Genomic DNA, 22,906 nt, shown 5'->3' with positions numbered 1-22,906 from the left:
GCCGATGGTAACGATCGAAAGCATTGTCCCGGCACCCGAGGAACGGCGCGACCGCGATATGAAGGATGCGAGGCCGGTGATCGATGCCCGAAAGGTGGCGGTATCCTTCAAGGTCGAGAACGGCACGGTCCAGGCGGTGAAGGATGTTTCCTTCCAGCTTTACCGCGGCGAGACGGTGGCGATCGTTGGCGAATCCGGCTCCGGCAAGTCGGTGACCGCGCGCACCGTCATGGGGCTTCTGTCGAAGCGCGCTACGATCGCGCCGCAGGCGCGCATCGAATATGACGGCAGGGACGTGTTGAAATTCTCGAAGAGAGAGCGCCGGGCGCTGCGCGGCGATCGCATCTCGATGATCTTCCAGGAGCCGATGAGCTCGCTGAACCCGGTCTACACGATCGGCAGCCAGATCATCGAGGCGATCCGGGCGCATCGCCGCGTCAGCCGGCGCGCCGCCGCCGAGCGGGCGCTGGAGCTCTTGCGTCATGTCCAGATCCCCGACCCGGAAGCACGCCTTAACCAGTATCCGCATCAGCTTTCCGGCGGCCAGCGCCAGCGCGTGATGATCGCAATGGCGCTTGCCAACGATCCGGACGTGCTGATTGCCGACGAGCCGACGACGGCGCTCGACGTAACGGTGCAGGCGCAGATACTCAACCTCATCCGCAAGCTGCAGCAGGAGCTCGGCATGGCGGTGATCCTGATCACGCATGACCTGACGGTGGTCCGCCAATTCTCCGATTACGTCTATGTCATGCAGCTCGGCGAAGTGAAGGAACACAACACGACCGAGGCGCTCTTTGCCGATCCGCAGCACGTCTATACGCGGCGGCTGCTTTCCTCCGAACCCTCCGGTTCGGCCAATCCGCTGCCGGACGACGCGCCGATCCTGCTCGACGGCCGCAATGTCCGCGTCTCCTTCACCTTGAAGAAGGGCGGGTTCTTCAGGCCGGAATTCAAGGAACTCGTCGCGGTCGACGGGCTCAGCCTCAATCTTCGCCGGCACGAGACGCTCGGCCTCGTCGGCGAGTCCGGTTCCGGCAAGACCACTTTCGGCCAGGCGCTGATCCGGCTTCTCAACACCGATGGCGGCGAGATCTATTTCGAAGGCGAGCCGATCCATGACAAGGACCGCAAGGGCATGCGGCCGCTTCGTTCGAAGATCCAGATCGTCTTTCAGGATCCCTTCTCCTCGCTCAACCCGCGAATGTCGGTCGGCCAGATCATAGAGGAGGGTCTGATCGTCAACGGCATCGGCGAAAACCGAAAGGACAGGCTGAAGCGGGTGGAGGACGCGCTTGTCAGCGCCGGCATGCCGTCGAACATCCTTTCGCGCTTCCCGCACGAATTTTCCGGTGGCCAGCGCCAGCGCATCGCGATCGCCCGCGCCGTCGCGCTGGAACCGGAATTCATCCTGCTCGACGAGCCGACCTCGGCGCTCGACCTCTCGGTGCAGGCGCAGATCATCGAACTCCTGCGCCGGCTGCAGGACGAGCGCGGCCTGAGCTATCTCTTCATCTCCCACGACCTGAAAGTCGTGCGCGCGCTCTGCCACCGCGTGGTCGTCATGCAGGACGGCAAGATCGTCGAAGAGGGGCCGGTGAGCGAAATCCTCAACAATCCCAAGACTGCCTACACGGAGCGGCTGGTAAAGGCCGCCTTCGAAGTGGCCGCGTGAGTTCAAACAGAGGCTATCCCATGACGAGACAACCCAGGATTACTTTCATCGGTGCCGGTTCCACCGTTTTCATGAAAAACATCATCGGCGACATATTGCAGCGCCCGGCGCTTTCGGCCGCGACCATCGCCCTGATGGACGTCAACCCCGAGCGGCTCGCCGAAAGCGAGATCGTCGCCGGCAAACTGGCGCGCACACTTGGCGCCGATGCCAGGATCGAAACCCATTCGAACCAGCGCAAGGCTCTGGAAGGAGCGGACTTCGTCGTCGTCGCCTTCCAGATCGGCGGTTACGAGCCCTGCACGGTCACCGACTTCGAAGTGCCTAAGAAATACGGGCTGCGTCAGACGATCGCCGACACGCTGGGCGTCGGCGGCATCATGCGCGGGCTCCGCACCGTGCCGCATCTCTGGAAAATCTGCGGGGACATGCTCGAGGTCTGCCCCGAGGCGATCCTTCTGCAATATGTGAATCCCATGGCGATAAACACCTGGGCGATCGCCGAGAAATATCCGGCGATCAAGCAGGTGGGCCTCTGCCATTCGGTGCAGGGCACGGCCTTCGAGCTTGCCCGGGACCTCGACATTCCACTCGACGAAATCCGCTACCGCGCCGCCGGCATCAACCACATGGCGTTTTATCTCAAGTTCGAGCACCGCCAGAAGGACGGCAGCTATCGCGATCTCTATCCGGACCTGATCCGCGGCTACCGCGAGGGCCGCTTCCCCAAGCCCAGCCACTGGAACCCGCGCTGCCCCAACAAGGTGCGCTACGAGATGCTGACGCGGCTCGGTTATTTCGTCACCGAGAGCTCGGAGCATTTCGCCGAGTACACGCCCTACTTCATCAAGGACGGGCGCCCCGATCTGATCGAGAAATTCGGCATTCCGCTCGATGAATATCCGAAGCGCTGCGTCGAGCAGATCGAGCGCTGGAAGGGGCAGGCGGCCGCCTTCAAGGAGGCGAAGACGATCGAAGTCGCGGAGAGCCGCGAATATGCCTCCTCGATCATGAATTCGGTCTGGACCGGCGAACCTTCGGTCATCTACGGCAACCTCAGGAACAATGGCTGCATCACCTCGCTGCCGGAAAACTGTGCGGCGGAAGTGCCCTGCCTCGTCGATTCATCCGGTATCCAACCGACCTATATCGGCGCCTTGCCGCCGCAGCTCACGGCCCTGATCCGCACCAACATCAACGTCCAGGAATTGACTGTCCAGGCGCTCGTCACCGAGAACCGCGAGCATCTCTATCACGCGGCGATGATGGATCCGCATACCGCCGCCGAGCTCGATCTCGACCAGATCTGGTCGCTCGTGGACGATCTGCTCGCGGCGCACTGCGATTGGATCCCGGAATGGGCCCGTGTGACGAAGAAGGTAGCGGCCGCCTGATTTCTTCTCCCGGTCAGGCGACCAAAACGGCCCCGGAACCGCTCGGTTCCGGGGCCGTTTTGTTATGCGGACTGGCGCAACCGCCGCACTCGAGATGCTGGGTTTCAGGGTGAAGACCTAAGACCGGGCGCAAGCCTGTAGTCCAATAGACGTGGTCTGGGAGATGTGGGACAGCGGCTATACGGAGCGCACGCACGCAACAGTCATGTTTTGCGACAGGCAGCGCTTTCCGGAACTGGTCTTAGCGGCTTCAAGCCTGCTTTCGACAATGCCTGACTCAAAGGCCGTAACCCACAGTAAGGAAGCTTTAATGATTGAACGATTCCGTAACGTCCTGATCCGCGCGACAGTTGGCGGCCTCGCTTTCAGCGCTATCGCAGTGTCCGGCGCGATGGCCGAGGAGACCAAGGAGCAGGCTCAGGCCGAGTTCGTGAAGCGTGGAACGCTCTCGTGCGACGTCGCAGCAGGCATCGGCCTGGTGCTGGGTTCGTCGAAGGCGCTGGAGTGCGTTTTCGAAGCGGACGGTTTGAAGGCACCACAAAAATATACGGGTACGATCGACAAGCTGGGCCTTGATATCGGCATAACGGCGGAAAGCCAGCTGGTTTGGGCAGTTTACGCGAAGCCGAAAACCAAGCTCAAGGGTGCTTTTGCCGGCAACTATTCCGGCCTTTCCGCCGAATTCGCAGCAGGATTGGGCCTGGGGGCGAAATCCCTGGTCGGCGCGAAAAAGGAGATCGCGCTGCAGCCGCTGAAGATCGAGGGTCAGACCGGACTGAACGTCGCTGTTGGAATTGCCAGTGTTAAGTTGACGCCGGCGAAATAGACGGCACGAGCGGCTTCGCCGCATTCGTCACAGCGCCGCGCGTCTCATCGGACGCGCGGCGCTGTCGCGCTTTTATCTGCTGCCCGTTTCCTTTAGAGCGTTTCAGTGTTTCAAAGAGACACTGAAACGCTCTAAGTCTTTGAAGTTAAGCACTTCACGACGGAAAACCCCTGCACAGTTTTCCTGGAGGTGCTCTAATCGGAGACGATGAGGAACCGTGCGACAGATCTCCAAAGGTGGTCGGATGCAGGCGAATGGCGAAAATTCGGCAGAGCAGGGCTCGAGGATCATCCGGCCAATTTTGGATGAAACGCCGCTCAGGGCCGCAAGCTTTATCGTCACCATCTACGGCGACGTGGTGGAGCCGCGCGGCGGCGCGATCTGGATCGGCAACCTGATCGAGATCTGCGCGGGCGTCGGTATCAGCGAGACGCTTGTGAGAACCGCCGTGTCCCGTCTCGTCGCCGCCGGCCAGCTCGCCGGAGAGCGGGAGGGACGGCGCAGCTTCTATCGGCTGACGGATGCCGCACGCGCGGAATTCGCCGCGGCGGCGCGGGTGATCTTCGGACCGCCGGAGGAAGCGAGCTGGCACTTCGTGCAGCTGATGGGTTCGTCGGCCGAGGAGCGGATGCAGATGCTCGAGCGCTCCGGCCATGCGCGGCTGGGCCCCCGGCTCGCGGTCGGCGTGCGGCCGTTCCCGAGCGCGATCATGCCCGCCGTGGTCTTCCGCGCGGAGCCTGCCCAGGGTGCGAGCGAGTTGAAGGCCTTTGCCTCGGGCTGTTGGGACCTCGGACCTCACGCGCAGGCATACCGGCGGTTTCTCGCCTGCTTCGGCAAGCTCGCCGTTCTTCCGGATACCGCTAGGGCGATTGCTCCCGCCGAGTGCCTTTCTGCACGCCTCCTCATGGTACACCAGTTCCGCTTCGTTACGCTCCGCGAGCCGCGCCTGCCGGCCGAGATTCTGCCCGCTGATTGGCCAGGCGACGAAGCCCGCCGCCTGTTTGCCCGGCTGTACCGCAGCCTGTCTCCCCAGGCGGACCTGCATGTCGCGCGGAACTGCGTCACGCTTACGGGTCCGCTGCCGAAGGCGACCGGGGCGACGGAGCATCGGCTTCGAATGCTGTGCGGTGAAGCTGCGCCTGGGAAATCCGGCAACCCCGTTTAACGTGCCGCGCTCCTTCGTTCCTCATTCCTGTCACGAGTACGAAGATGGACGAAAATACCCGCCCGATCTCACTCGCTAAATGTCACAGAAAAATGTGTAAATGACGTTGAAGTGTGACATGTCCTGCGCTAAATTCTAACGGATCGGTCAAAAGGAACTGCATCGACATCACTCCCGAACGCCTCCGGCGGAGGAGAGAGCAGCATGTATGCTCAAATGGTGAAGACGGATGCCCCTCGGGTCAAAAGCCCCGACGATATGGACCCGCAAGAGCGCGCTTTCCAGGAGCGGATCGACGCGGGTCAGAAGATCGAGCCGAAGGAATGGATGCCCGAAGGCTACCGCAAGACGCTCATCCGCCAGATCAGCCAGCACGCCCATTCCGAGATCGTCGGCCAGCTTCCCGAAGGCAACTGGATCACCCGCGCCCCGACGCTGGAGCGCAAGGCGATCCTGCTCGCCAAGGTTCAGGACGAGGCGGGGCATGGTCTCTATCTCTACTGCGCCGCCGAGACACTGGGGGTGAGCCGCGACGCGCTTTACGAGCAGCTCCATACCGGCAAGGCCAAGTATTCGTCGATCTTCAATTATCCGACGCTCAGCTGGGCGGATATCGGCGCCATCGGCTGGCTGGTCGACGGCGCGGCGATCATGAACCAGGTGCCGCTGCAGCGCTGCTCCTACGGCCCCTATTCGCGCGCGATGATCCGCATCTGCAAGGAGGAGAGCTTCCATCAGCGGCAGGGCTACGACATCCTGATCAAGATGATGAAGGGCACGCCTGACCAGAGGGCCATGGTGCAGGACGCACTGAACCGCTGGTGGTGGCCGTCGCTGATGATGTTCGGCCCGTCGGACGACGCCTCGGTCCACTCGGCCCAGTCGATGGCGTGGAAGATCAAGCAGAACTCCAACGACGAACTCAGACAGAAATTCGTCAACCAGACGGTTCCACAGGCCGAATATCTCGGGCTGACCGTCCCCGATCCGGATCTGAAGTGGAACGAGGAAAAAGGTGGCTACGATTTCGGCGAGCCGGACTGGAACGAATTTTTCGAGGTGATCGCCGGCAATGGCCCTTGTAATGCCGAGCGTCTCGGCGCGCGCAGGAAGGCCTGGGAGGACGGCGCCTGGTTCCGGGACGGCCTGACGGCGCATGCCGAAAAGGCCGCACTTCGCGCGCAGCCGGTCGCCGCCGAATGAACATCGGGAGCGAGACGTTATGTCCAGCGAATGGCCCCTCTGGGAAGTCTTCATCCGCGGCCAGCACGGCCTGAACCATCGCCATGTCGGCAGCCTGCACGCACCGGATGCCGAAATGGCGATCAATAACGCCCGCGACGTCTATACCCGCCGCAACGAGGGCGTCAGCATCTGGGTGGTGCGTTCGAGCGACATAGCGGCAAGCGCGCCCTCGGAAAAAGGCCCGTTGTTCGAGCCTGCGAATGCGAAGGTCTACCGGCACCCCACTTTCTTCGACATTCCGGATGAGGCGGGGCACATGTGATGGTTCAGGCAACCGCGATGCAGGCGGTCGTCGACAGGGCCGCTCTCTTCGACTTCCTGCTCGGCATGGGCGACAATACATTGATCCTCGGCCATCGTCTTTCGGAATGGTGCGGCCACGCCCCGGCTCTCGAAGAGGACATCGCGCTCGCCAACACGGCACTCGACCTCATCGGACAGACGCAGCTCTGGCTCGGCCTTGCAGGCGAGGTCGAAGGAAAGGGCCGCAGCGCGGACGATCTTGCCTATCTCCGCGACGCGCGCGACTTCCGCAATCTGCTGCTCACGGAGCGGCCGAACGGCGATTACGGCGGGACGCTGATGCGTCAGTTTCTGTTCGATGCATGGCACTATCTCGCACTGAAAGGCCTTCGCAGCTCCTGCGAGCCGCGCATCGCCGCGATCGCCGAGAAAGCGTCGAAGGAGGTGGCCTACCATCTCGAACGGAGCCGCGATCTCGTGATCCGCCTCGGTGACGGAACGGCGGAAAGTCACGCCCGTATGCAGGAGGCGCTGGTCGATATCTGGCCCTATACCGGCGAGATGTTCGTGAGCGCGGCGCACGACCTCGTCCTTGCGGCCGCCGGCGTCGCGCCGGAGCCGGAGAACTTGAAGGCCGAATGGCATGCGCTGGCCGCTGAGACGCTTCGCGCGGCGACGCTCGAAAAACCGGAGGACCGCTATATGCACAAGGGCGGCAAGCGCGGCCTCCATACGGAGCATCTCGGCTATGTGCTCGCCGAGATGCAGTTCCTGCAGCGCGCCTATCCCGGCGCCAGCTGGTAGGAGGCTCATATGGCAACGGCGATACGCCCCTCGATCGCGGATGTATGGCACTGGCTCTCGCAAGTGCCGGATCCGGAAATTCCGGTCATCTCCGTGACCGACCTCGGCATCGTCCGCAACGTCGACTGGGATGGCGAAACGCTGGTGGTGACGGTGACGCCGACCTATTCGGGCTGTCCCGCCACGGCGGTCATCAATCTCGATATCGAGCGGCGGCTCAAGGAGAACGGCATCGAGAGTGTCAGGCTCGAACGCCAGCTCTCGCCCGCCTGGACCACCGACTGGATCAGCGCCGAGGGCCGCGAAAAGCTTGAAAGCTATGGCATTGCGGCCCCCGTCGACGGCACCGGAGCGGAGGGCAGGCTGTTGAAACGGATCGAAGGCCTCGAGGGCGGCGCGGCGCTGACGGTCTCCTGTCCGCGCTGTGGCTCCGCCCGGACCGATAAGGTCAGCCAGTTCGGATCGACGCCCTGCAAAGCGAGCTATCGCTGCCGGGACTGTCTGGAGCCCTTCGATTATTTCAAATGCATCTGACGTAATGCGAGGCGGGAAGAACGCTCAAATGGCACGTTTTTATCCTCTTCAGGTCACCGAAGTCCGGCGCGATACGCGCGATGCCGTGGTCGTGACGCTCGAGCCGCGCGAGGAGGACCGCGCCGCCTTCGATTTCACGCAGGGGCAATATCTGACGTTCCGCCGCCTCTTCGGCGGCGAGGAACTGCGCCGTTCGTATTCGATCTGCGCCGGTCTTGACGAAGGCGCCCTGAAGGTCGGCATCAAGCGCGTCGATGACGGCTGCTTCTCCAGTTGGGCGAATGAGGAGCTCGAGCCCGGAGACACGCTGGAAGCCATGCCGCCGATGGGCGCCTTCTTCACGCCTATCGAGCCGGAGGCCGCCAAACACTATCTCGGCTTTGCGGGCGGCAGCGGCATCACGCCGGTGCTCTCGCTCGTAAAGACGGTGCTCGCGCGCGAGCCCCGGTCCGCGTTCACGCTTGTCTATGCCAACCGCCACTTCAGCTCGATCATGTTCCGCGAGGAACTGGACGACCTCAAGAATCTCTATCTGGGGCGGCTGTCCGTTCTGCACGTCCTCGAGAGCGAAGCCCAGGAAATCGACCTGTTCAGCGGGCGGCTCGATCGGGAAAAATGCACTGCCCTCTTCCGGAGCTGGATCGACGTAAGGTCGGCCGATACCGCCTTCATCTGCGGGCCGGAACCGATGATGCTTGGCGTTGCCGCAGCACTTCGCGCGCATGGCCTTGGCGACGACCGGATCAAATTCGAGCTGTTCGCCGCCTCCCAGCCCGGACGCGCCCGGCGCAAGGTCGAAAGCGCCGCCGGCGCCGATAGCCGGGCGCGTTGCGAGGCGACCGTGACACTCGACGGCGCCACGCGCAGCTTCACCTTTCCGAAAGAGGGGCTGAGCCTCCTCGAAGCGGCGCTCGAAAACAGGATGGACGCGCCATTCGCCTGCAAGGCGGGGGTCTGCTCCTCGTGCCGCGCCAAGGTGCTGGAAGGCGAGGTGGAGATGGAGAGCAACAACGCGCTCGAGGACTACGAGGTGGAGCAGGGCTATGTGCTGACCTGCCAATCCTATCCGCTCAGCGACCGGATCGTCGTCAGCTACGATCAGTGACCGCCGATGCCGAGCCGACGCTGAAGCTGAACTGACGGGAGGACCATCCGATGAACGTAGTGGCGGACCGGCCGCGCCGGCTCGAAAGCTATATCGCCGGCGCCTGGATGCGCGGATCGAAGGACGGCGTGACCCTTTGCGACGCTGCGACCGGCGCGCCGGTGGCGCTCGTCGATTCCAGCGGCATCGATTTCGCCGCCGCGCTTGCCTATGGACGCGAAAAGGGCGGGCCGGCGCTCCGCCGCATGTCGTTCCACGAGCGGGCGATGATGCTGAAGGCGCTTGCCCAGGCACTGATGGAGCGCAAGGAGGAGTTCTACGCGCTCTCCACCGCCACCGGCGCCACGCGTGCGGACAGCTGGATCGATATCGAAGGCGGCATCGGCACGCTCTTCTCCTATGCATCGAAGGGCAGGCGGGAGCTGCCGAACAGCCATGTGCTCCTCGACGGCGACGTCGAGGCGCTGTCGCGCGATGGCACCTTTTCCGCCCAGCATATCCTGACGCCGCTTCAAGGCACCGCGGTGCACATCAATGCCTTCAACTTTCCCTGCTGGGGCATGCTCGAAAAGCTCGCGCCGACGCTGCTGGCGGGGATGCCTGCGATCGTCAAGCCTGCGAGCCAAACCGCCTATCTCGCCGAGCTGGTGGTGCGGCGGATCGTCGACACCGGTTTGCTTCCGGAAGGGGCGCTCCAGCTCGTCTGCGGCTCCCCGGGCGATCTCCTGGATCGTGTCGGCGACCAGGACGTGGTGACCTTCACCGGCTCGGCCACGACCGGGCGCAAGCTCAAGACCCATCCCGCGATCGTCGGTAATTCGGTGCGCTTCACCATGGAGGCCGACAGCCTCAATGCGGCGGTTCTCGGGCTCGATGCGGCCCCTAGAGCGGAGGAGTTCGGTCTTTTCGTCCGCGAAGTCGCCCGCGAGATGACGTCGAAGGCCGGGCAGAAATGCACGGCCATTCGCAGGGTGATCGCCCCGCGGGCCCATTGCGACGCGCTGATCACCGCTCTCGGCGAGCGGCTTGCCAAGGTTCCGCTCGGCGATCCCGCCGACGAGAACGTGCGGATGGGGCCGCTCGCAAGCCGTGATCAGCGCGAAGAGGTGAGGGCGCGCATCCTCGATCTCACCACGGATGCAGAGATCGTTGCGGGCGATCCGGCAAGACCGCAGCTTGTCTCCGGCGATGCGGAGGCGGGGGCTTTCCTCAATCCCGTTCTTCTCTATTGCGATAGTCCCGACGCAGCGCGGTCGGTTCACGACGTCGAGGCCTTCGGCCCCGTGAGCACGGTCATGCCCTATGATACGGCGGAAGAGGCGGTTGACCTCGTCCGGCGCGGAAGGGGGAGCCTCGTCACCTCCGTCTTCACCAATGATCCCGATATTGCGCGGGAGCTGGTGATCGGCATGGCGCCGTTCCACGGCCGCGTGATGATCGGCAATCGCCTGAGCGCGAAATCTTCGACCGGGCACGGCTCGCCCTTGCCGGGTCTCGTCCATGGCGGCCCCGGCCGGGCCGGCGGCGGCGAGGAACTGGGCGGCATGCGGGGCGTCAGGCACTACATGCAGCGCACGGCCGTCCAGGGCGCGCCGGGCCTCGTCGCTGCCGTCACCGGCCGCTGGATGGAGGGTGCGCCGGCGCGGTCCGGGGGCGAGCACCCCTTCCGCAAGTCGCTCGCCGAGCTGCGGGTCGGCGACCAGATCGTCACGGAGACGCGCACCGTTACGCTCGAAGACATCGAGCATTTCGCCGAATTTACCGGCGATACGTTCTATGCGCATATGGACGAGGAGGCCGCCCGCGCCAATCCGTTCTTCGACGGCCGGGTCGCGCATGGCTATCTCGTCGTCTCCCTGGCCGCCGGTCTCTTCGTCGATCCCGCCCCGGGGCCGGTGCTCGCAAACTACGGCGTCGACGGGATGCGGTTCCTGACGCCCGTCTATCCCGGCGACACGCTTCAGGTCCGGCTCACCTGCAAGGAGATCAGTCCGCGAATAAACTCCGACTATGGGGAGGTGCGATGGGACTGCCGCGTCACCAACCAGACTGGCGCAACCGTCGCCCAATATGATGTATTGACGATGGTGGCGAAGACCGGAAGCGGGGAAGAATGATGACGGAGCAGGAGACGCGGCATCTGGTGATGACCGTCCTGATGACGCCGGACATGGCGAATTTCAGCGGCAAGGTGCATGGCGGAGCGCTTTTGAACCTGCTCGACCGGGTGGCCTTCTCCTGCGCATCCCGCTTTTCCAAGCAATATGCGGTGACGCTCTCCGTCGACCAGGTGATCTTCAAGGAGCCGATCCATGTCGGCGAACTCGTCACCTTCCGCGCGGCCATCAACTATGCCGGCCGCACCTCGATGGAGGTCGGAATAAGGGTGGAGGCGGAAAACATCCGGGCGGGCACGCGGCGGCACACCAATTCCTGCTATTTCACGATGGTCGCCGTCGACGATGCGGGCCGGCCCGTCACGGTTCCGGAGTACCACCCGGAGACGGCAACCGAAAAACGCCGCCACCAGGCGGCCGAGCTGCGCCGCACGCTTCGGCGGGAATTCGCCCATCGGCTGAAGACGGTCGCCGAAACGGGGCGGGATGTTGGGGAGTAGGACTGCTCGTCTGGCTTCGACACCGCCCGCTCGTCACCGACCCCTGAATTCCGGGTTGCGTTTGTCGAGGAAGGCTGTCACGCCCTCCGCATAGTCGGCGCTGCGGCCGGCTTCGCGCTGCAGGTCGCGTTCGAGGTCGAGCTGTTCGTCGAAGGAATGGGTGGCGGCGGCCTGGATCGCGCGCTTGGTCAGACCGAGCCCCCTGGTCGGCCCGGCAGCGAGCCGAACGGCGAGCGCGGAGGCCTCGTCCATCAGCGCCGCGTCGTCGACGGCGCGCCAGATCAGGCCCCAGCTCGCTGCCGTCTCCGCGTCCAGCGGTTCGGCCGTCATCGCCAGCGCCTTGGCGCGCGCTTCGCCGACGAGCCGCGGCAGGCTCCAGGTTCCGCCGGAATCGGGCACCAGTCCGATTTTCGCGAAGGCCTGGATGAAGCGGGCGGAACGGGCGGCAAGCGTGATGTCGCAGGCAAACGCGATGTTGGCGCCGGCCCCCGCGGCAACTCCGTTGACGGCGCAGACGACCGGTTTCTCCAGGCTTCGGATCAGCCTCAGGAGCGGGTTGTAAAAGGTTTCGATCGTGCGACCGAGGTCCGGTGCGCCGCCCTTGCGGGGATCGCGGTCGCCGAGGTCCTGGCCCGCGGAAAAGCCGCGCCCCGCTCCCGTCAGCATCACGGCACGCACATCGTCGTCCGAACGGGCGCGCTCGAAGCCGGCGCGCAGTGCGAGATGCATTTCCTCGTTGAAGGCGTTGAGCTTGTCGGGCCGGTTGAGCGTCAGGCGCAAGACGCCGGCCTCAAGAGCCGACAGTACGGTGTCGGAATCGGGCATGTTTCCTCCCTGCACCCTCTGGGCCTCGCCAATAAAAGCCTTGCATGGACCGATCGGCCGGTCAATCATGCCCCGCACGGAGGACGAGCATCGTGCCCCTCAGCATCGTGCATAGCGGCGGGATCGCCGTCGTCGCCACCGGCAATCCCCTGCGCTACGTTTTTCACGCCGAGCGCGCCGCACGGCACCCACCGGCGCTTGCCGGCATCGAGCCGCGCCCGATCCGTTCGGCGGCGGTGATCGGCGGCGGCACCATGGGAACCGGCATCGCCGCGGCGCTGCTTCACGCCGGTCTTCCGCTCGTCCTGGTCGAGCGTGACGAGGCGGCGGTGGAACGGGCGCTTGCCAGGCTGCGCACAATCTTCGACGGGGCGGTGAAACGCGGGCGCATCTCCGCCGGGCTTGCGGCCGAGCGCCTTGCAGGCGTCACGGGCTCGACGGATTATACAGCGATCGCGGAGGCGGATCTGATCATCGAGGCGGTCTTCGAGGATCTGGACGTGAAGCGCGATGTCTTTCGAAGGCTCGCCGCCGTCTGTCGCGCTGACGCCATTCTCGCGACGAACACATCCTATCTCGATCCCGAACGGATCGCCGCGGACATCGGGAGCCGGGAGCGGTTTCTCGGGCTGCATTTCTTCAGCCCGGCGCAGGTGATGAAGCTTCTCGAAATCGTGCCCACGCAAGCGACGGCGCCCGACGTGCTGGCGACCGGTTTCGCGCTGGCGCGGATGCTCAACAAAATCCCCGTACGCGCGGGTATCTCGGACGGTTTCATCGGCAACCGGATTCTCAAGGTGACGCGGGCCCAGGCCGAGCGGCTGCTGCTCAGCGGCGCGAGACCGGCCGCCGTCGATGCCGCCATGCGCGCCTTCGGGCTGCCGATGGGACCATTCGAGGCGCAAGACCTCGGCGGGCTGGATATCGCCGCCTTCCAGCGCCGTGCCGCCCGTGCCCGCGGCGAGACGACTTTTGCGCCGGTTGCCGATCGCCTCTCGGCGATCGAGCGCTTCGGGCAGAAGAGCGGCGGCGGCTGGTACGACTACGCGCCGGGCGACCGCACGCCACGGCCTTCCGCGACGGTCGCCCGCATCATCGCGGAGGAGGCTCGGGGCTGGCCCCGGCGCGATTGGGACGAGGCGTCCATCGTCGGCTGCATCCTCTGGCCGATGGTGAACGAGGCTGCGCGGATTCTCGAAGACGGAACGGCTCTGAGGGCTTCCGATATCGATCTCGTGGAGATCCACGGCTACGGCTTTCCGCGCTGGCGGGGCGGGCTGATGCATCATGCCGAGGCGCACGGCCTTCACAAGGTCGCGGGGGCGCTGAGTGGGCTTGCGGAGGCGGGGCTCGCCGATCCCCCTTGCGACCCGCTGCTCCGGGCTGCCTCGCGAGGCAGCTTCCTTTGACGGGCGCCCCCCGGGGCCACGGGGCGGGCATTTTGTCTCGGCAGGCCGAGCCGGGTTGCGCAAACGGTCACGTTTTCCTAGGAGGACCGTTTCGGATTTAAGAACAGACAGGTCCTGCCTTGATCGAGACCCCATACTACCTCATCGACAAAGCCAAGCTTACCCGCAACATGGAAAGGATCGCCCATGTGCGCGAGAAATCCGGCGCCAAGGCTTTGCTGGCGCTGAAGTGCTTCGCCACCTGGTCGGTTTTCGACCTCATGCGCGACTATATGGACGGCACCACGTCGTCCTCGCTCTTCGAGGTGAGGCTCGGCCGCGAGCGGTTCGGCAAGGAAACCCATGCCTATAGTGTCGCCTATGGTGACAACGAGATCGACGATGTGGTCTCTCACGCCGACAAGATCATCTTCAACTCGATCTCGCAGTTGGAGCGTTTTGCCGACAAGGCGGCGGGCATCGCGCGCGGACTGCGGCTCAACCCTCAGGTGAGTTCCTCGAGCTTCGATCTCGCCGATCCCGCGCGTCCCTTCAGCCGCCTCGGCGAGTGGGACGTGCCGAAGGTCGAGCGCGTCATGGACCGGATCAACGGCTTCATGATCCACAACAATTGCGAGAACAAGGATTTCGGCCTCTTCGACCGGATGCTCGGCGAGATCGAGGAAAGGTTCGGCGCGCTCATCGCCCGCGTCGATTGGGTCAGCCTCGGCGGCGGCATCCACTTCACCGGGGACGACTATCCGGTCGACGCCTTTTCGGCGCGCCTCCGGGCATTTTCCGACCGCTACGGCGTTCAGATCTATCTGGAGCCGGGCGAAGCTTCGATCACGAAGAGCACGACGCTGGAAGTGACGGTGCTCGACACGCTCTACAATGGCAAGAATCTCGCCATCGTCGACAGTTCGATCGAGGCGCACATGCTGGACTTGTTGATCTATCGCGAGACCGCCAAGGTTTTGCCGAACGAGGGGTCGCATAGCTACATGATCTGCGGCAAGTCCTGCCTCGCCGGCGACGTCTTCGGCGAGTTCCGCTTCGCCGAAGAGCTTAAGGTCGGCGACCGCATCTCGTTTCAGGACGCCGCCGGTTACACGATGGTCAAGAAGAACTGGTTCAACGGCGTGAAGATGCCGGCGATCGCCATCAGGGAACTTGACGGAAGCGTCAGGACCGTCCGCGAATTCACCTACGCGGACTACGAGCAGAGCCTCTCCTGAGGCTTCACGCAAGCAAGACGGGTAGAAGGAGATATCCCCCGAAATGAAAAAGAACGTTCTCATCATCGGCGCCGGTGGCGTGGCACAGGTCGTGGCGCACAAATGCGCCCAGAACAGCGATGTATTGGGAGATATTCATATTGCCTCACGCACGGTCGACAAGTGCCGCAAGATCGTCGAGTCCGTACGCGAAAAGAAGAGCCTGAAGACCGAGGTGAAGCTGGAGGCGCATGCGCTCGACGCGCTCGACGTCGAGGCGACGAAGGCGCTCATCGTCAGCACCGGCTCTCAGATCGTAATCAATGTCGGCTCCGCCTTCGTCAACATGTCGGTGCTGCGCGCCTGCATGGACACGGGTGTGGCCTATATGGACACGGCGATCCATGAGGAGCCGAACAAGATCTGCGAAACGCCGCCGTGGTACGGGAACTATGAATGGAAGCGCGCCGCCGAGTGCAAGGAGAAGGGCATCACCGCCATTCTCGGCGTCGGCTTCGACCCGGGCGTGGTCAATGCCTATGCCCGCCTCGCCAAGGACGAATATTTCGACAAGATCACGGATGTCGACATCGTCGATATCAATGCCGGCAACCACGGCAAGTATTTCGCCACCAACTTCGATCCGGAGATCAACTTTCGCGAATTTACCGGCGTCGTCTATTCTTGGCAGAAGGGTGCCTGGCAGACGAACCGGATGTTCGAGGTCGGCAAGGAGTTCGACCTGCCCGTCGTGGGCAAGCGCCAGGCCTATATGACCGGCCATGACGAGGTTCACTCGCTGTCGAAGAACATGGACGGGGCCGATGTGCGCTTCTGGATGGGCTTTGGCGACCATTACATCAACGTCTTCACGGTTCTGAAGAACCTGGGCCTCCTGTCCGAGCAGCCGGTCAAGACCGCCGAGGGCCTCGAAGTCGTGCCGCTGAAGGTGGTAAAGGCGGTCCTGCCCGACCCGGCGTCGCTCGCGCCTGGCTACGAGGGCAAGACCTGCATCGGCGATTTCGTCAAGGGCCTGAAGGACGGCAGGGAACGCGAGGTGTTCATCTACAACGTCGCCGACCACAGGCAAGCCTATGAAGAAGTGGGCTCGCAGGGCATCTCCTACACGGCCGGCGTTCCGCCGGTGGCGGCCGCCATGCTGATCGCCAGCGGCGAGTGGGACGCCAGGCAGATGGCGAATGTGGAAGAACTGCCCCCGCGGCCGTTCCTCGATATCCTCAACCGGATCGGCCTGCCGACCCGCATCAAGGATGAACAGGGCGATCGGCCGCTCAGTTTCTCCTGACGAGCGGGACGAGGAAAAGTATGTGTGGTTTTCCGCCCGCATCCCGCTCTAACTAAAATCATTGTGATCTGAAGCTTAAACGCCAGCACCCCCCCTAATCCGGCCTGCCGGCCACCTTCTCCCCGCAGGCGGGGCGAAGGGGACTCGCGGCAGCGTCGTACTCGTCCCCTCTCCCCGCGCGCGGGGAGAGCGTTAGGGTGAGGGGCAAGCTGCTGCCACCTTCGTCGCCCACACCACTCGCGAAAATCATACTTATTGGTGAGAAAACCTTTTCTCAGCTTGACTCTCGCATTGAGAAAAGGTTTTCTCATTGTGACTCTCGGGAGGAGGCGAAACTGAATTCACAGCGCAGCAAGGGGCATCGGGTCACCATTCACGATCTGGCGAGGGTCGCCGGCGTGAGCGTTTCGACCGTTTCGAAGGCTCTCAACGACAATGGTCGCATGGCTGCCGACACGCGCGAGCGGATCAAGAATCTCGCGGCGGAGATCGGCTTCCGGCCGAACGCGCTGGCGCGGGGGCTCTTGAGCAACCGCAGTTTCACCGTAGGCCTTCTGACGAACGACACCTATGGGCGCTTCACGCTGCCGGTCATGGCCGGGGTTTCGGAAGCACTGGTGGATCATGGAGTATCGGTCTTCCTGTGCGCCATAGAGGACGACCCGGCGCTTGGGAAAATTCATGTCGACGCCATGCTGGACAAGCAGGTGGACGGCATCATCGCGACAGGCAAGCGGGTCGACAGGTCTCTCCCGGTCGATCTCGCCGGCCTGCCGGTGCCGGTCGTCTATGCTTTCACCAAGGGCGAGCCCGGCAGCGTGACGCTGACTTCCGACGACGGTCACGGTGCGAGGCTGGCGGCGGAACGGCTGAAGAAGATGGGCCGCAAGCGGTTGTTGCACATCACGGGCCCGCTGGAATTCACCTCCGCGGTCGAGCGCGCCGAGGCATTTCGGGCCGTTGCGGGCGGTGGGGCGCCGGTCCTGCATGGAGTCTGGTCGGAGGCCTGGGGTCACGAGGCGATCGACCGCATCTGGAATACGGGCGGCGAAAGGCCCGACGGCATCTTCTGCGGCAACGACCAGATCGCCCGGGGCGTGGTCGATGCGCTGCGCGAACGCGGCGTGAGGGTGCCGGAGGATGTCTCCGTCATCGGTTTCGACAATTGGGAGATCATGGCGGCGCAGACGCGGCCGCCGCTGACGACCGTCGACATGAACCTGAAGGAGCTTGGGCGGGAGGCCGGGCTGATGGTGCTCGCGCTTGCGGAGGGCCGGACGATCGAGCCCGGCCTGCGCAAGCTGCCCTGCAGGCTTGTCGTACGGGACTCCTGCGGAGGCGTGGGACGACAGAACTGATTGAGGAGATGGGGTTCACCCGAGGTGGCCCCGCATTTGGGAGGAATGCGAAATGTTCAAGAAACTGATGGCAGCGACGGCCCTCATATCGGCCAGCATGATTTCGGCCGCTTCGGCCGAGACGATCAGCATGTGGGTCCGCTCGGGTATCGGCGACTCGTTCAAGGAAGTCGTCAAGGCCTACAATGCAGGTCACGAGAACAAGGTGGAGCTCACCGAAGTGCCTTTTGCCGAGCTCGTGCAGAAATATGCCACTGCGATCGCCGGCGGCCAGGCGCCAGACGCGCTTTCGCTCGACCTGATCTACACGCCGGCCTTCGCCGCCGCCGGTCAGTTGGAAGACCTCACCGACTGGTCGAAGGCGCTGCCCTACTTCAATTCGCTCTCGCCCTCGCATGTGAAGCTCGGCACCTATGAGGACAAGATCTACGGCCTGCCGCTCACGGTCGAGACCTCGATCTTCGCCTGGAACAAGGACCTCTACAAAAAGGCCGGCCTCGACCCCGAAAAGGCGCCGAAGACCTGGGAGGAGATCACCGCCAATGCCGAGAAAATCCGCGCGCTCGGCGGCGACACCTACGGCTTCTACTTCTCCGGCGGCGGCTGCGGCGGCTGCATGATCTTCACCTTCACGCCGCTGACCTGGGGCGCGGGCGCCGACATCCTTTCGGCCGACGGCAAGACCGCGACGCTCGATACGCCGCAGATGCGCAAGGCCGTCGACATTTACCGCAACATGGTCGAGAAGGACCTCGTTCCTGCGGGTGCCGCGAGCGACAACGGCGTGAATTTCCTCAGCTTCACCAATGGCAAGATCGGCCAGCAGAGCCTCGGCGCCTTCGCCATAGGCACGCTGGTGACGCAGCATCCCGAGATCGATTTCGGTGTGACGCTGATCCCCGGCGTCGACGGCAAGCCGTCCTCCTTTGCCGGCGGCGACAACTTCGTCGTCACCAAGGGAACGCCGAAGCTCGAAGAGGTCAAGGAATTCCTCGAATATACCTATTCGCCGGAAGGCCAGAAGATCATGGCGAAATTCGGCAGCCTGCCCACCCGCGGCGACATCGCCAATGAGGTGCTCGAAGGCCTCGACCCGCGCCTGAAGGTCGGCATGGAGGCGATCGCCGTCGCCCAGACGCCTTATACGCTGCAGTTCAACGACCTGATCAACAGCGCCAACGGGCCGTGGGCGACCTTTACCAATGCCGCGATCTATGGCGACGACGTCGACGGTGCGTTCTCGAACGCACAAGACGAGATGCAGTCGATCATCGACGCGGGGCAGTGAGGCTGGCACGAAAGGTGTGCTGCTTCGTGAATGGCGGATGGGGGACATCCCCCCTCTGCCCTGCCGGGCATCTCCCCCACAAAGGGGGAGATCGGCAAGAAGCAGGGCCTGCGCCAACCCGCGAACATGAATATGCCGAGAGGGTGTTTCCCCCCTGCCGCCGATGCCTCGAAACCCTTGAAAGCGCATCCATGACGACGTCAGCACTCACATCCGCCACCCGCCGGCGACGCCCGAAGCGGCAAGCCGGATGGCGCGGCCTCATCTATATCGCGCCCGCCATGGCGCTCGTCACGCTCTTCTTCGTGCTGCCGGTGCTGTTCACGCTGTGGATGAGCCTGCACAAATGGCCGCTGCTCGGCGAGCCGGCCTGGATCGGCCTGCGCAACTATACGCGGATGTTCACCGATGCGCGGTTCTTCAACGCGCTCGGTTTCACCGCCCACTATACCCTGATCGTCACGATAGCGATTTTCGCGGTCGCCTTCCCGCTGGCGATTTTCGTGGAGAAACAGAGGCCGTTGGTCTCGCTCTACCGGACCATCGTCTTTCTGCCTGTCGTGGTGGGGCTCGCGTCCGCCTCGCTGCTCTGGGTGTGGCTCGCCAATGTCGACAGCGGGCTCTTCGCGCCGCTCTTCGATATACTGGGCCTGACCTCCGGACGGATCAACCTGCTCGCCAAGTTCGATACCGCGTTTCTGACGATCATCGTCATGGTCGTCTGGAAGATCGCCGGCTTCACCATGATTATCCTGCTGACCGGGCTGCAGGCCATCCCGGCCGAACTGACAGAGGCCGCGCGCATCGACGGCGCCGGCCGCTGGCAACGCTTCCGCCACCTGACGCTGCCCCTGATGCGCCGGACCATGGCGCTGGCGCTCATCCTTTCGGTCACCGGCTCGATCCTCGCCTTCGACCAGTTCTACATCATGACCAGCGGCGGTCCGCAGAACAAGATGATCTCCGTCGTCTACTATATCTTCAACCAGTCCTTCGTGTCCTTCAATCTCGGCTACGGCGCGGTACTGTCGATCGCGCTCCTCCTGATCCTGGTGACGCTCAGCGTCGTCCAGCTCTGGCTGCTCAAGGTGGGGGATGAACGCCCATGAGGACGCGCCGCGAAATCCGCGCCCGCAAGGCGCTCCGGGACAGGATCGTCTATCACGGCATCGGCATCGGCACGGCCTTCTTCTTCCTGGCGCCCTTTGCCGTTTCCTTTCTTGCCTCCTTCCGGCCGAACAGCGAATCCGGCAGGCCGCCGCTGCCGCCATGGCCGATCTCGGGGCTGAGTTTCGACGCCTACCGGGCGCTCGACAGCTTCGGTGCCGGCATCTGGCAGCACATGTTCAATTCGCTCCTCGTGTCGATCGGAACGGTCGTCCTGACCGTCGCGGTCAGCGTGCTCGCCGGCTACGGCTTCTCCCGCTACCGCTTCCCGTTCAAGAACGCGCTCTTCGTACTGATCATCGCGACGCTGATGGTCCCGTTCCAATCGATCCTGACGCCGCTCTTCATCATTCTGGCGCGGCTCGGGCTCAACAATTCGCTCGTCGGGCTGATGCTCGTCTATGTGACGCTGCAGCTTCCCTTTTCCGTCTTCATGATGCGCAACGCCTTCGATGCCGTGCCGAAGGAGATCGAGGAAGCGGCGCGCATCGACGGCGCCCGCGACCTGAAACTTCTCGTCCGGGTGCTGTTGCCGCTGGTCATGCCCGGGATTGCGACCGTGTCGATCTTCGCCTTCCTCAATGCCTGGAACGAATTCTTCGCCGCGCTCGTCCTCCTGTCCAGCAACGACAATTACACGCTTCCCGTTCTGATGACCGCCGTGCGCGCCGGCCGTCTCGGCGCGATCAACTGGGGCGCGGTGCAGGCCGGCGTCGCGGTGATGGTCGTTCCCTGCCTCTTCGTGTTCCTTCTTCTGCAACGCTATTACATGCGCGGGCTGATGGCCGGCGCGGTGAAATGATCCGAGAGAAAGTGACCTCATGACAAAGACCGTGAAAGACCGCCAGTTTCGCCCCGTTGCCGTTCCCGATGTCGAACTCGGCGGATTCTGGGGCAAATGGCAGGATGCCGTCTGCCGATCCACCGCCGAAACCCTGCTCGACCGCTGCGTCGAGGCGGGCATGATCAAGGCGATCGACGTCAGTCAGCCGAGCCCCGGCATCGTCATCCCCATCCAACCCTGGGGCGGTACCACGCAGATGTTCTGGGACTCAGACCTCGGCAAGTCGATCGAGACGATCGCCTATTCGCTCTACCGCCGCCCCAATCCGGAACTCGAGGCGCGCGCCGACCGGATCATCGACATGTACGAGAAGCTGCAGGACCAGGACGGATATCTCAATGCCTGGTTCCAGCGCGTCCAGCCCGACAGGCGCTGGACCAATCTGCGCGACCACCACGAGCTCTATTGCGCCGGCCATCTGATCGAGGCTGCCGTCGCCTATTACCAGGCGACCGGCAAGCGCAAGCTTCTCGACATCATGTGCCGCTTTACGGACTATATGATCACGGTCTTCGGGCGCGGCGAAGGGCAGATCCCTGGTTATTGCGGCCATGAGGAGATCGAGCTCGCGCTCGTCAAGCTTGCGCGCGTGACGGGCGAGAAGAAGTATCTCGACCTTTCGAAGTTCTTCATCGACGAGCGCGGCACCGAGCCGCATTTCTTCACCGAGGAAGCCAGACGCGATGGCCGCGATCCGGAAAGCTTCATCCAGAGGACCTATGAGTACGGCCAGGCGCACCAGCCGGTGCGCGAACAGACGAAGGTCGTCGGCCACGCCGTGCGCGCGATGTACCTCTATTCCGGCATGGCCGATATCGCGACCGAATACAGGGACGACAGCCTGACGGCAGCCTTGGAAACGTTGTGGGACGACCTCACCACGAAGCAGATGTACATCACCGGCGGCATCGGCCCGGCTGCGTCGAACGAGGGTTTCACCAGTTATTACGACCTGCCCAACGACACGGCCTATGCCGAGACCTGCGCTTCCGTCGGCCTTGTCTTCTGGGCGAGCCGCATGCTGGGCCGCGGCCCGGACCGCCGCTATGCCGACATCATGGAACAGGCGCTCTATAACGGCGCCTTGCCGGGCCTTTCCATCGACGGCAGGACTTTCTTCTACGACAATCCGCTCGAAAGCACCGGCAGGCACCACCGATGGAAGTGGCATCATTGCCCCTGCTGCCCGCCCAATATCGCGCGGCTCGTGACCTCGATCGGTTCCTATATGTATGCGGTCGCCGAGGACGAGATCGCCGTCCATCTCTACGGCGAAAGCACGGCGCGGCTGAAACTCGCGAGCGGCGCCGAGGTCGAGCTCAGGCAAGAGACCAACTATCCCTGGGAGGGGGCGATCGCCTTCACGACGAAGCTCGACAGGCCGGCGAAATTCGCGCTGTCCTTGCGCATACCGGAATGGGCGGCGGGCGCGACGCTCAGCGTCAACGGTACGATGCTCGATCTCTCGGCGCATCTGACCGGCGGCTATGCCCGCATCGAACGCGAATGGTCGGACGGCGACCGCGTGGCGCTTTACCTGCCGCTGGCGCTTCGGCCGCAATATGCCAATCCGAAGGTGCGGCAGGACGTCGGCCGCGTGGCGCTGATGCGCGGTCCGCTCGTCTACTGCGTCGAGGCCACGGACAATGGCGAGGACCTGAACGCAATCGCGCTTCCCCGCGAACTGCCGCCTGCCGAGACCGTCGTGCTCGACGATCTGAACGGTGCGGTCGCCATCGACATTTCCGTCGAGCGCGAGGAAACGGAAGACTGGGGCAAGGCGCTTTACCGCCAGACGAGGCCTGAGCGCCGCCCGCACAAAGCACGCTTCGTGCCCTATCATCTCTGGGACAACCGGGCGCCGGGCGAGATGCTCGTCTGGGTCCAGGCGGACAAGTAGGCGAT

20 protein-coding genes are annotated in these 22,906 nt (G+C 63.7%); 19 read left to right on the top strand and 1 reads right to left on the bottom strand.

Features of this window, described 5'->3' with window-relative positions; translation table 11 throughout:
• Positions 1–4 precede the first annotated feature (4 nt).
• From M1D43_RS24680 to M1D43_RS24630, 11 genes are all read left to right on the top strand, one after another.
• Positions 5–1,675, top strand: a complete 1,671-nt coding sequence (locus M1D43_RS24680) for an ABC transporter ATP-binding protein (RefSeq protein WP_014527696.1) — start codon at positions 5–7, stop codon at positions 1,673–1,675.
• A 20-nt stretch (positions 1,676–1,695) separates the two neighbouring features.
• Positions 1,696–3,069: an alpha-glucosidase/alpha-galactosidase gene (locus M1D43_RS24675; RefSeq protein WP_014527697.1), complete on the top strand. Its 1,374-nt coding sequence runs from the start codon at positions 1,696–1,698 to the stop codon at positions 3,067–3,069.
• Positions 3,070–3,232: 163 nt separating this feature from the next.
• Positions 3,233–3,895, top strand: a complete 663-nt coding sequence (locus tag M1D43_RS24670; protein ID WP_014527698.1) for a DUF992 domain-containing protein — start codon at positions 3,233–3,235, stop codon at positions 3,893–3,895.
• A gap of 244 nt (positions 3,896–4,139) precedes the next feature.
• Positions 4,140–5,060, top strand: coding sequence for a phenylacetic acid degradation operon negative regulatory protein PaaX (gene paaX / locus M1D43_RS24665; RefSeq protein ID WP_003527995.1), 921 nt, complete (start codon positions 4,140–4,142; stop codon positions 5,058–5,060).
• A 204-nt stretch (positions 5,061–5,264) separates the two neighbouring features.
• A complete protein-coding gene (gene paaA, locus M1D43_RS24660; protein WP_010976335.1) occupies positions 5,265–6,263 on the top strand; it encodes a 1,2-phenylacetyl-CoA epoxidase subunit PaaA in 999 nt (332 codons plus the stop codon).
• A 19-nt stretch (positions 6,264–6,282) separates the two neighbouring features.
• Positions 6,283–6,567, top strand: a complete 285-nt coding sequence (gene paaB / locus M1D43_RS24655; protein ID WP_003527997.1) for a 1,2-phenylacetyl-CoA epoxidase subunit PaaB — start codon at positions 6,283–6,285, stop codon at positions 6,565–6,567.
• Entirely contained in the window at positions 6,567–7,352 is a 786-nt protein-coding gene (gene paaC / locus M1D43_RS24650) for a 1,2-phenylacetyl-CoA epoxidase subunit PaaC (RefSeq protein ID WP_010976334.1), read from the top strand. The genes paaB and paaC overlap by 1 nt, the downstream gene beginning before the upstream one ends.
• A 9-nt stretch (positions 7,353–7,361) precedes the next feature.
• Entirely contained in the window at positions 7,362–7,886 is a 525-nt protein-coding gene (gene paaD, locus M1D43_RS24645) for a 1,2-phenylacetyl-CoA epoxidase subunit PaaD (protein WP_010976333.1), read from the top strand.
• Between the two features lie 28 nt (positions 7,887–7,914).
• Complete coding sequence (gene paaE / locus M1D43_RS24640; protein ID WP_010976332.1) at positions 7,915–8,991, top strand: 1,2-phenylacetyl-CoA epoxidase subunit PaaE; 1,077 nt, start codon at positions 7,915–7,917, stop codon at positions 8,989–8,991.
• A gap of 50 nt (positions 8,992–9,041) precedes the next feature.
• The gene (gene paaZ, locus M1D43_RS24635; protein ID WP_127603241.1) at positions 9,042–11,108 is read left to right on the top strand and encodes a phenylacetic acid degradation bifunctional protein PaaZ; all 2,067 of its coding nucleotides are present in this window, start codon (positions 9,042–9,044) and stop codon (positions 11,106–11,108) included.
• The gene (locus tag M1D43_RS24630) at positions 11,108–11,608 is read left to right on the top strand and encodes an acyl-CoA thioesterase (protein WP_003528002.1); all 501 of its coding nucleotides are present in this window, start codon (positions 11,108–11,110) and stop codon (positions 11,606–11,608) included. Before paaZ ends, M1D43_RS24630 begins: the two co-directional genes overlap by 1 nt.
• A 33-nt stretch (positions 11,609–11,641) precedes the next feature.
• On the opposite strand, the gene paaG is transcribed toward M1D43_RS24630, so the two are convergent.
• Positions 11,642–12,433 (bottom strand): 2-(1,2-epoxy-1,2-dihydrophenyl)acetyl-CoA isomerase PaaG, encoded by a 792-nt coding sequence (paaG, locus tag M1D43_RS24625; protein WP_003528003.1) that lies wholly within the window; start codon positions 12,431–12,433, stop codon positions 11,642–11,644.
• 92 nt (positions 12,434–12,525) lie between these two features.
• Here paaG and M1D43_RS24620 point away from each other — a divergent pair, with 92 nt between their 5' ends.
• The 8 genes from M1D43_RS24620 (at position 12,526) to M1D43_RS24585 (ending at position 22,901) form a co-directional block, all read left to right on the top strand.
• Positions 12,526–13,842 carry a 3-hydroxyacyl-CoA dehydrogenase family protein gene (locus M1D43_RS24620; protein ID WP_014527700.1) on the top strand — a complete coding sequence of 439 codons (1,317 nt, stop codon included), beginning with the start codon at positions 12,526–12,528 and terminating at the stop codon, positions 13,840–13,842.
• Positions 13,843–13,961: 119 nt separating this feature from the next.
• Complete coding sequence (gene nspC, locus M1D43_RS24615; RefSeq protein ID WP_014527701.1) at positions 13,962–15,059, top strand: carboxynorspermidine decarboxylase; 1,098 nt, start codon at positions 13,962–13,964, stop codon at positions 15,057–15,059.
• Between the two features lie 43 nt (positions 15,060–15,102).
• Positions 15,103–16,344 (top strand): saccharopine dehydrogenase family protein, encoded by a 1,242-nt coding sequence (locus M1D43_RS24610; RefSeq protein ID WP_003528009.1) that lies wholly within the window; start codon positions 15,103–15,105, stop codon positions 16,342–16,344.
• A gap of 398 nt (positions 16,345–16,742) precedes the next feature.
• Positions 16,743–17,702 carry a LacI family DNA-binding transcriptional regulator gene (locus M1D43_RS24605; RefSeq protein ID WP_014527702.1) on the top strand — a complete coding sequence of 320 codons (960 nt, stop codon included), beginning with the start codon at positions 16,743–16,745 and terminating at the stop codon, positions 17,700–17,702.
• 52 nt (positions 17,703–17,754) lie between these two features.
• Complete coding sequence (locus M1D43_RS24600) at positions 17,755–18,990, top strand: ABC transporter substrate-binding protein (protein ID WP_014527703.1); 1,236 nt, start codon at positions 17,755–17,757, stop codon at positions 18,988–18,990.
• A gap of 191 nt (positions 18,991–19,181) precedes the next feature.
• Positions 19,182–20,099, top strand: a complete 918-nt coding sequence (locus M1D43_RS24595) for a carbohydrate ABC transporter permease (protein ID WP_127603243.1) — start codon at positions 19,182–19,184, stop codon at positions 20,097–20,099.
• A complete protein-coding gene (locus tag M1D43_RS24590; RefSeq protein WP_014527705.1) occupies positions 20,096–20,959 on the top strand; it encodes a carbohydrate ABC transporter permease in 864 nt (287 codons plus the stop codon). The genes M1D43_RS24595 and M1D43_RS24590 overlap by 4 nt, the downstream gene beginning before the upstream one ends.
• A gap of 19 nt (positions 20,960–20,978) precedes the next feature.
• Positions 20,979–22,901: a glycoside hydrolase family 127 protein gene (locus tag M1D43_RS24585; protein ID WP_014527706.1), complete on the top strand. Its 1,923-nt coding sequence runs from the start codon at positions 20,979–20,981 to the stop codon at positions 22,899–22,901.
• The last annotated feature ends 5 nt before the right edge of the window (positions 22,902–22,906 follow it).

This window comes from Ensifer sp. R1-3 (assembly GCF_056739175.1).
The sequence above is the reverse complement of the archived record's forward strand: the minus strand, read 5'-3'. Positions and strand labels throughout refer to the sequence as shown.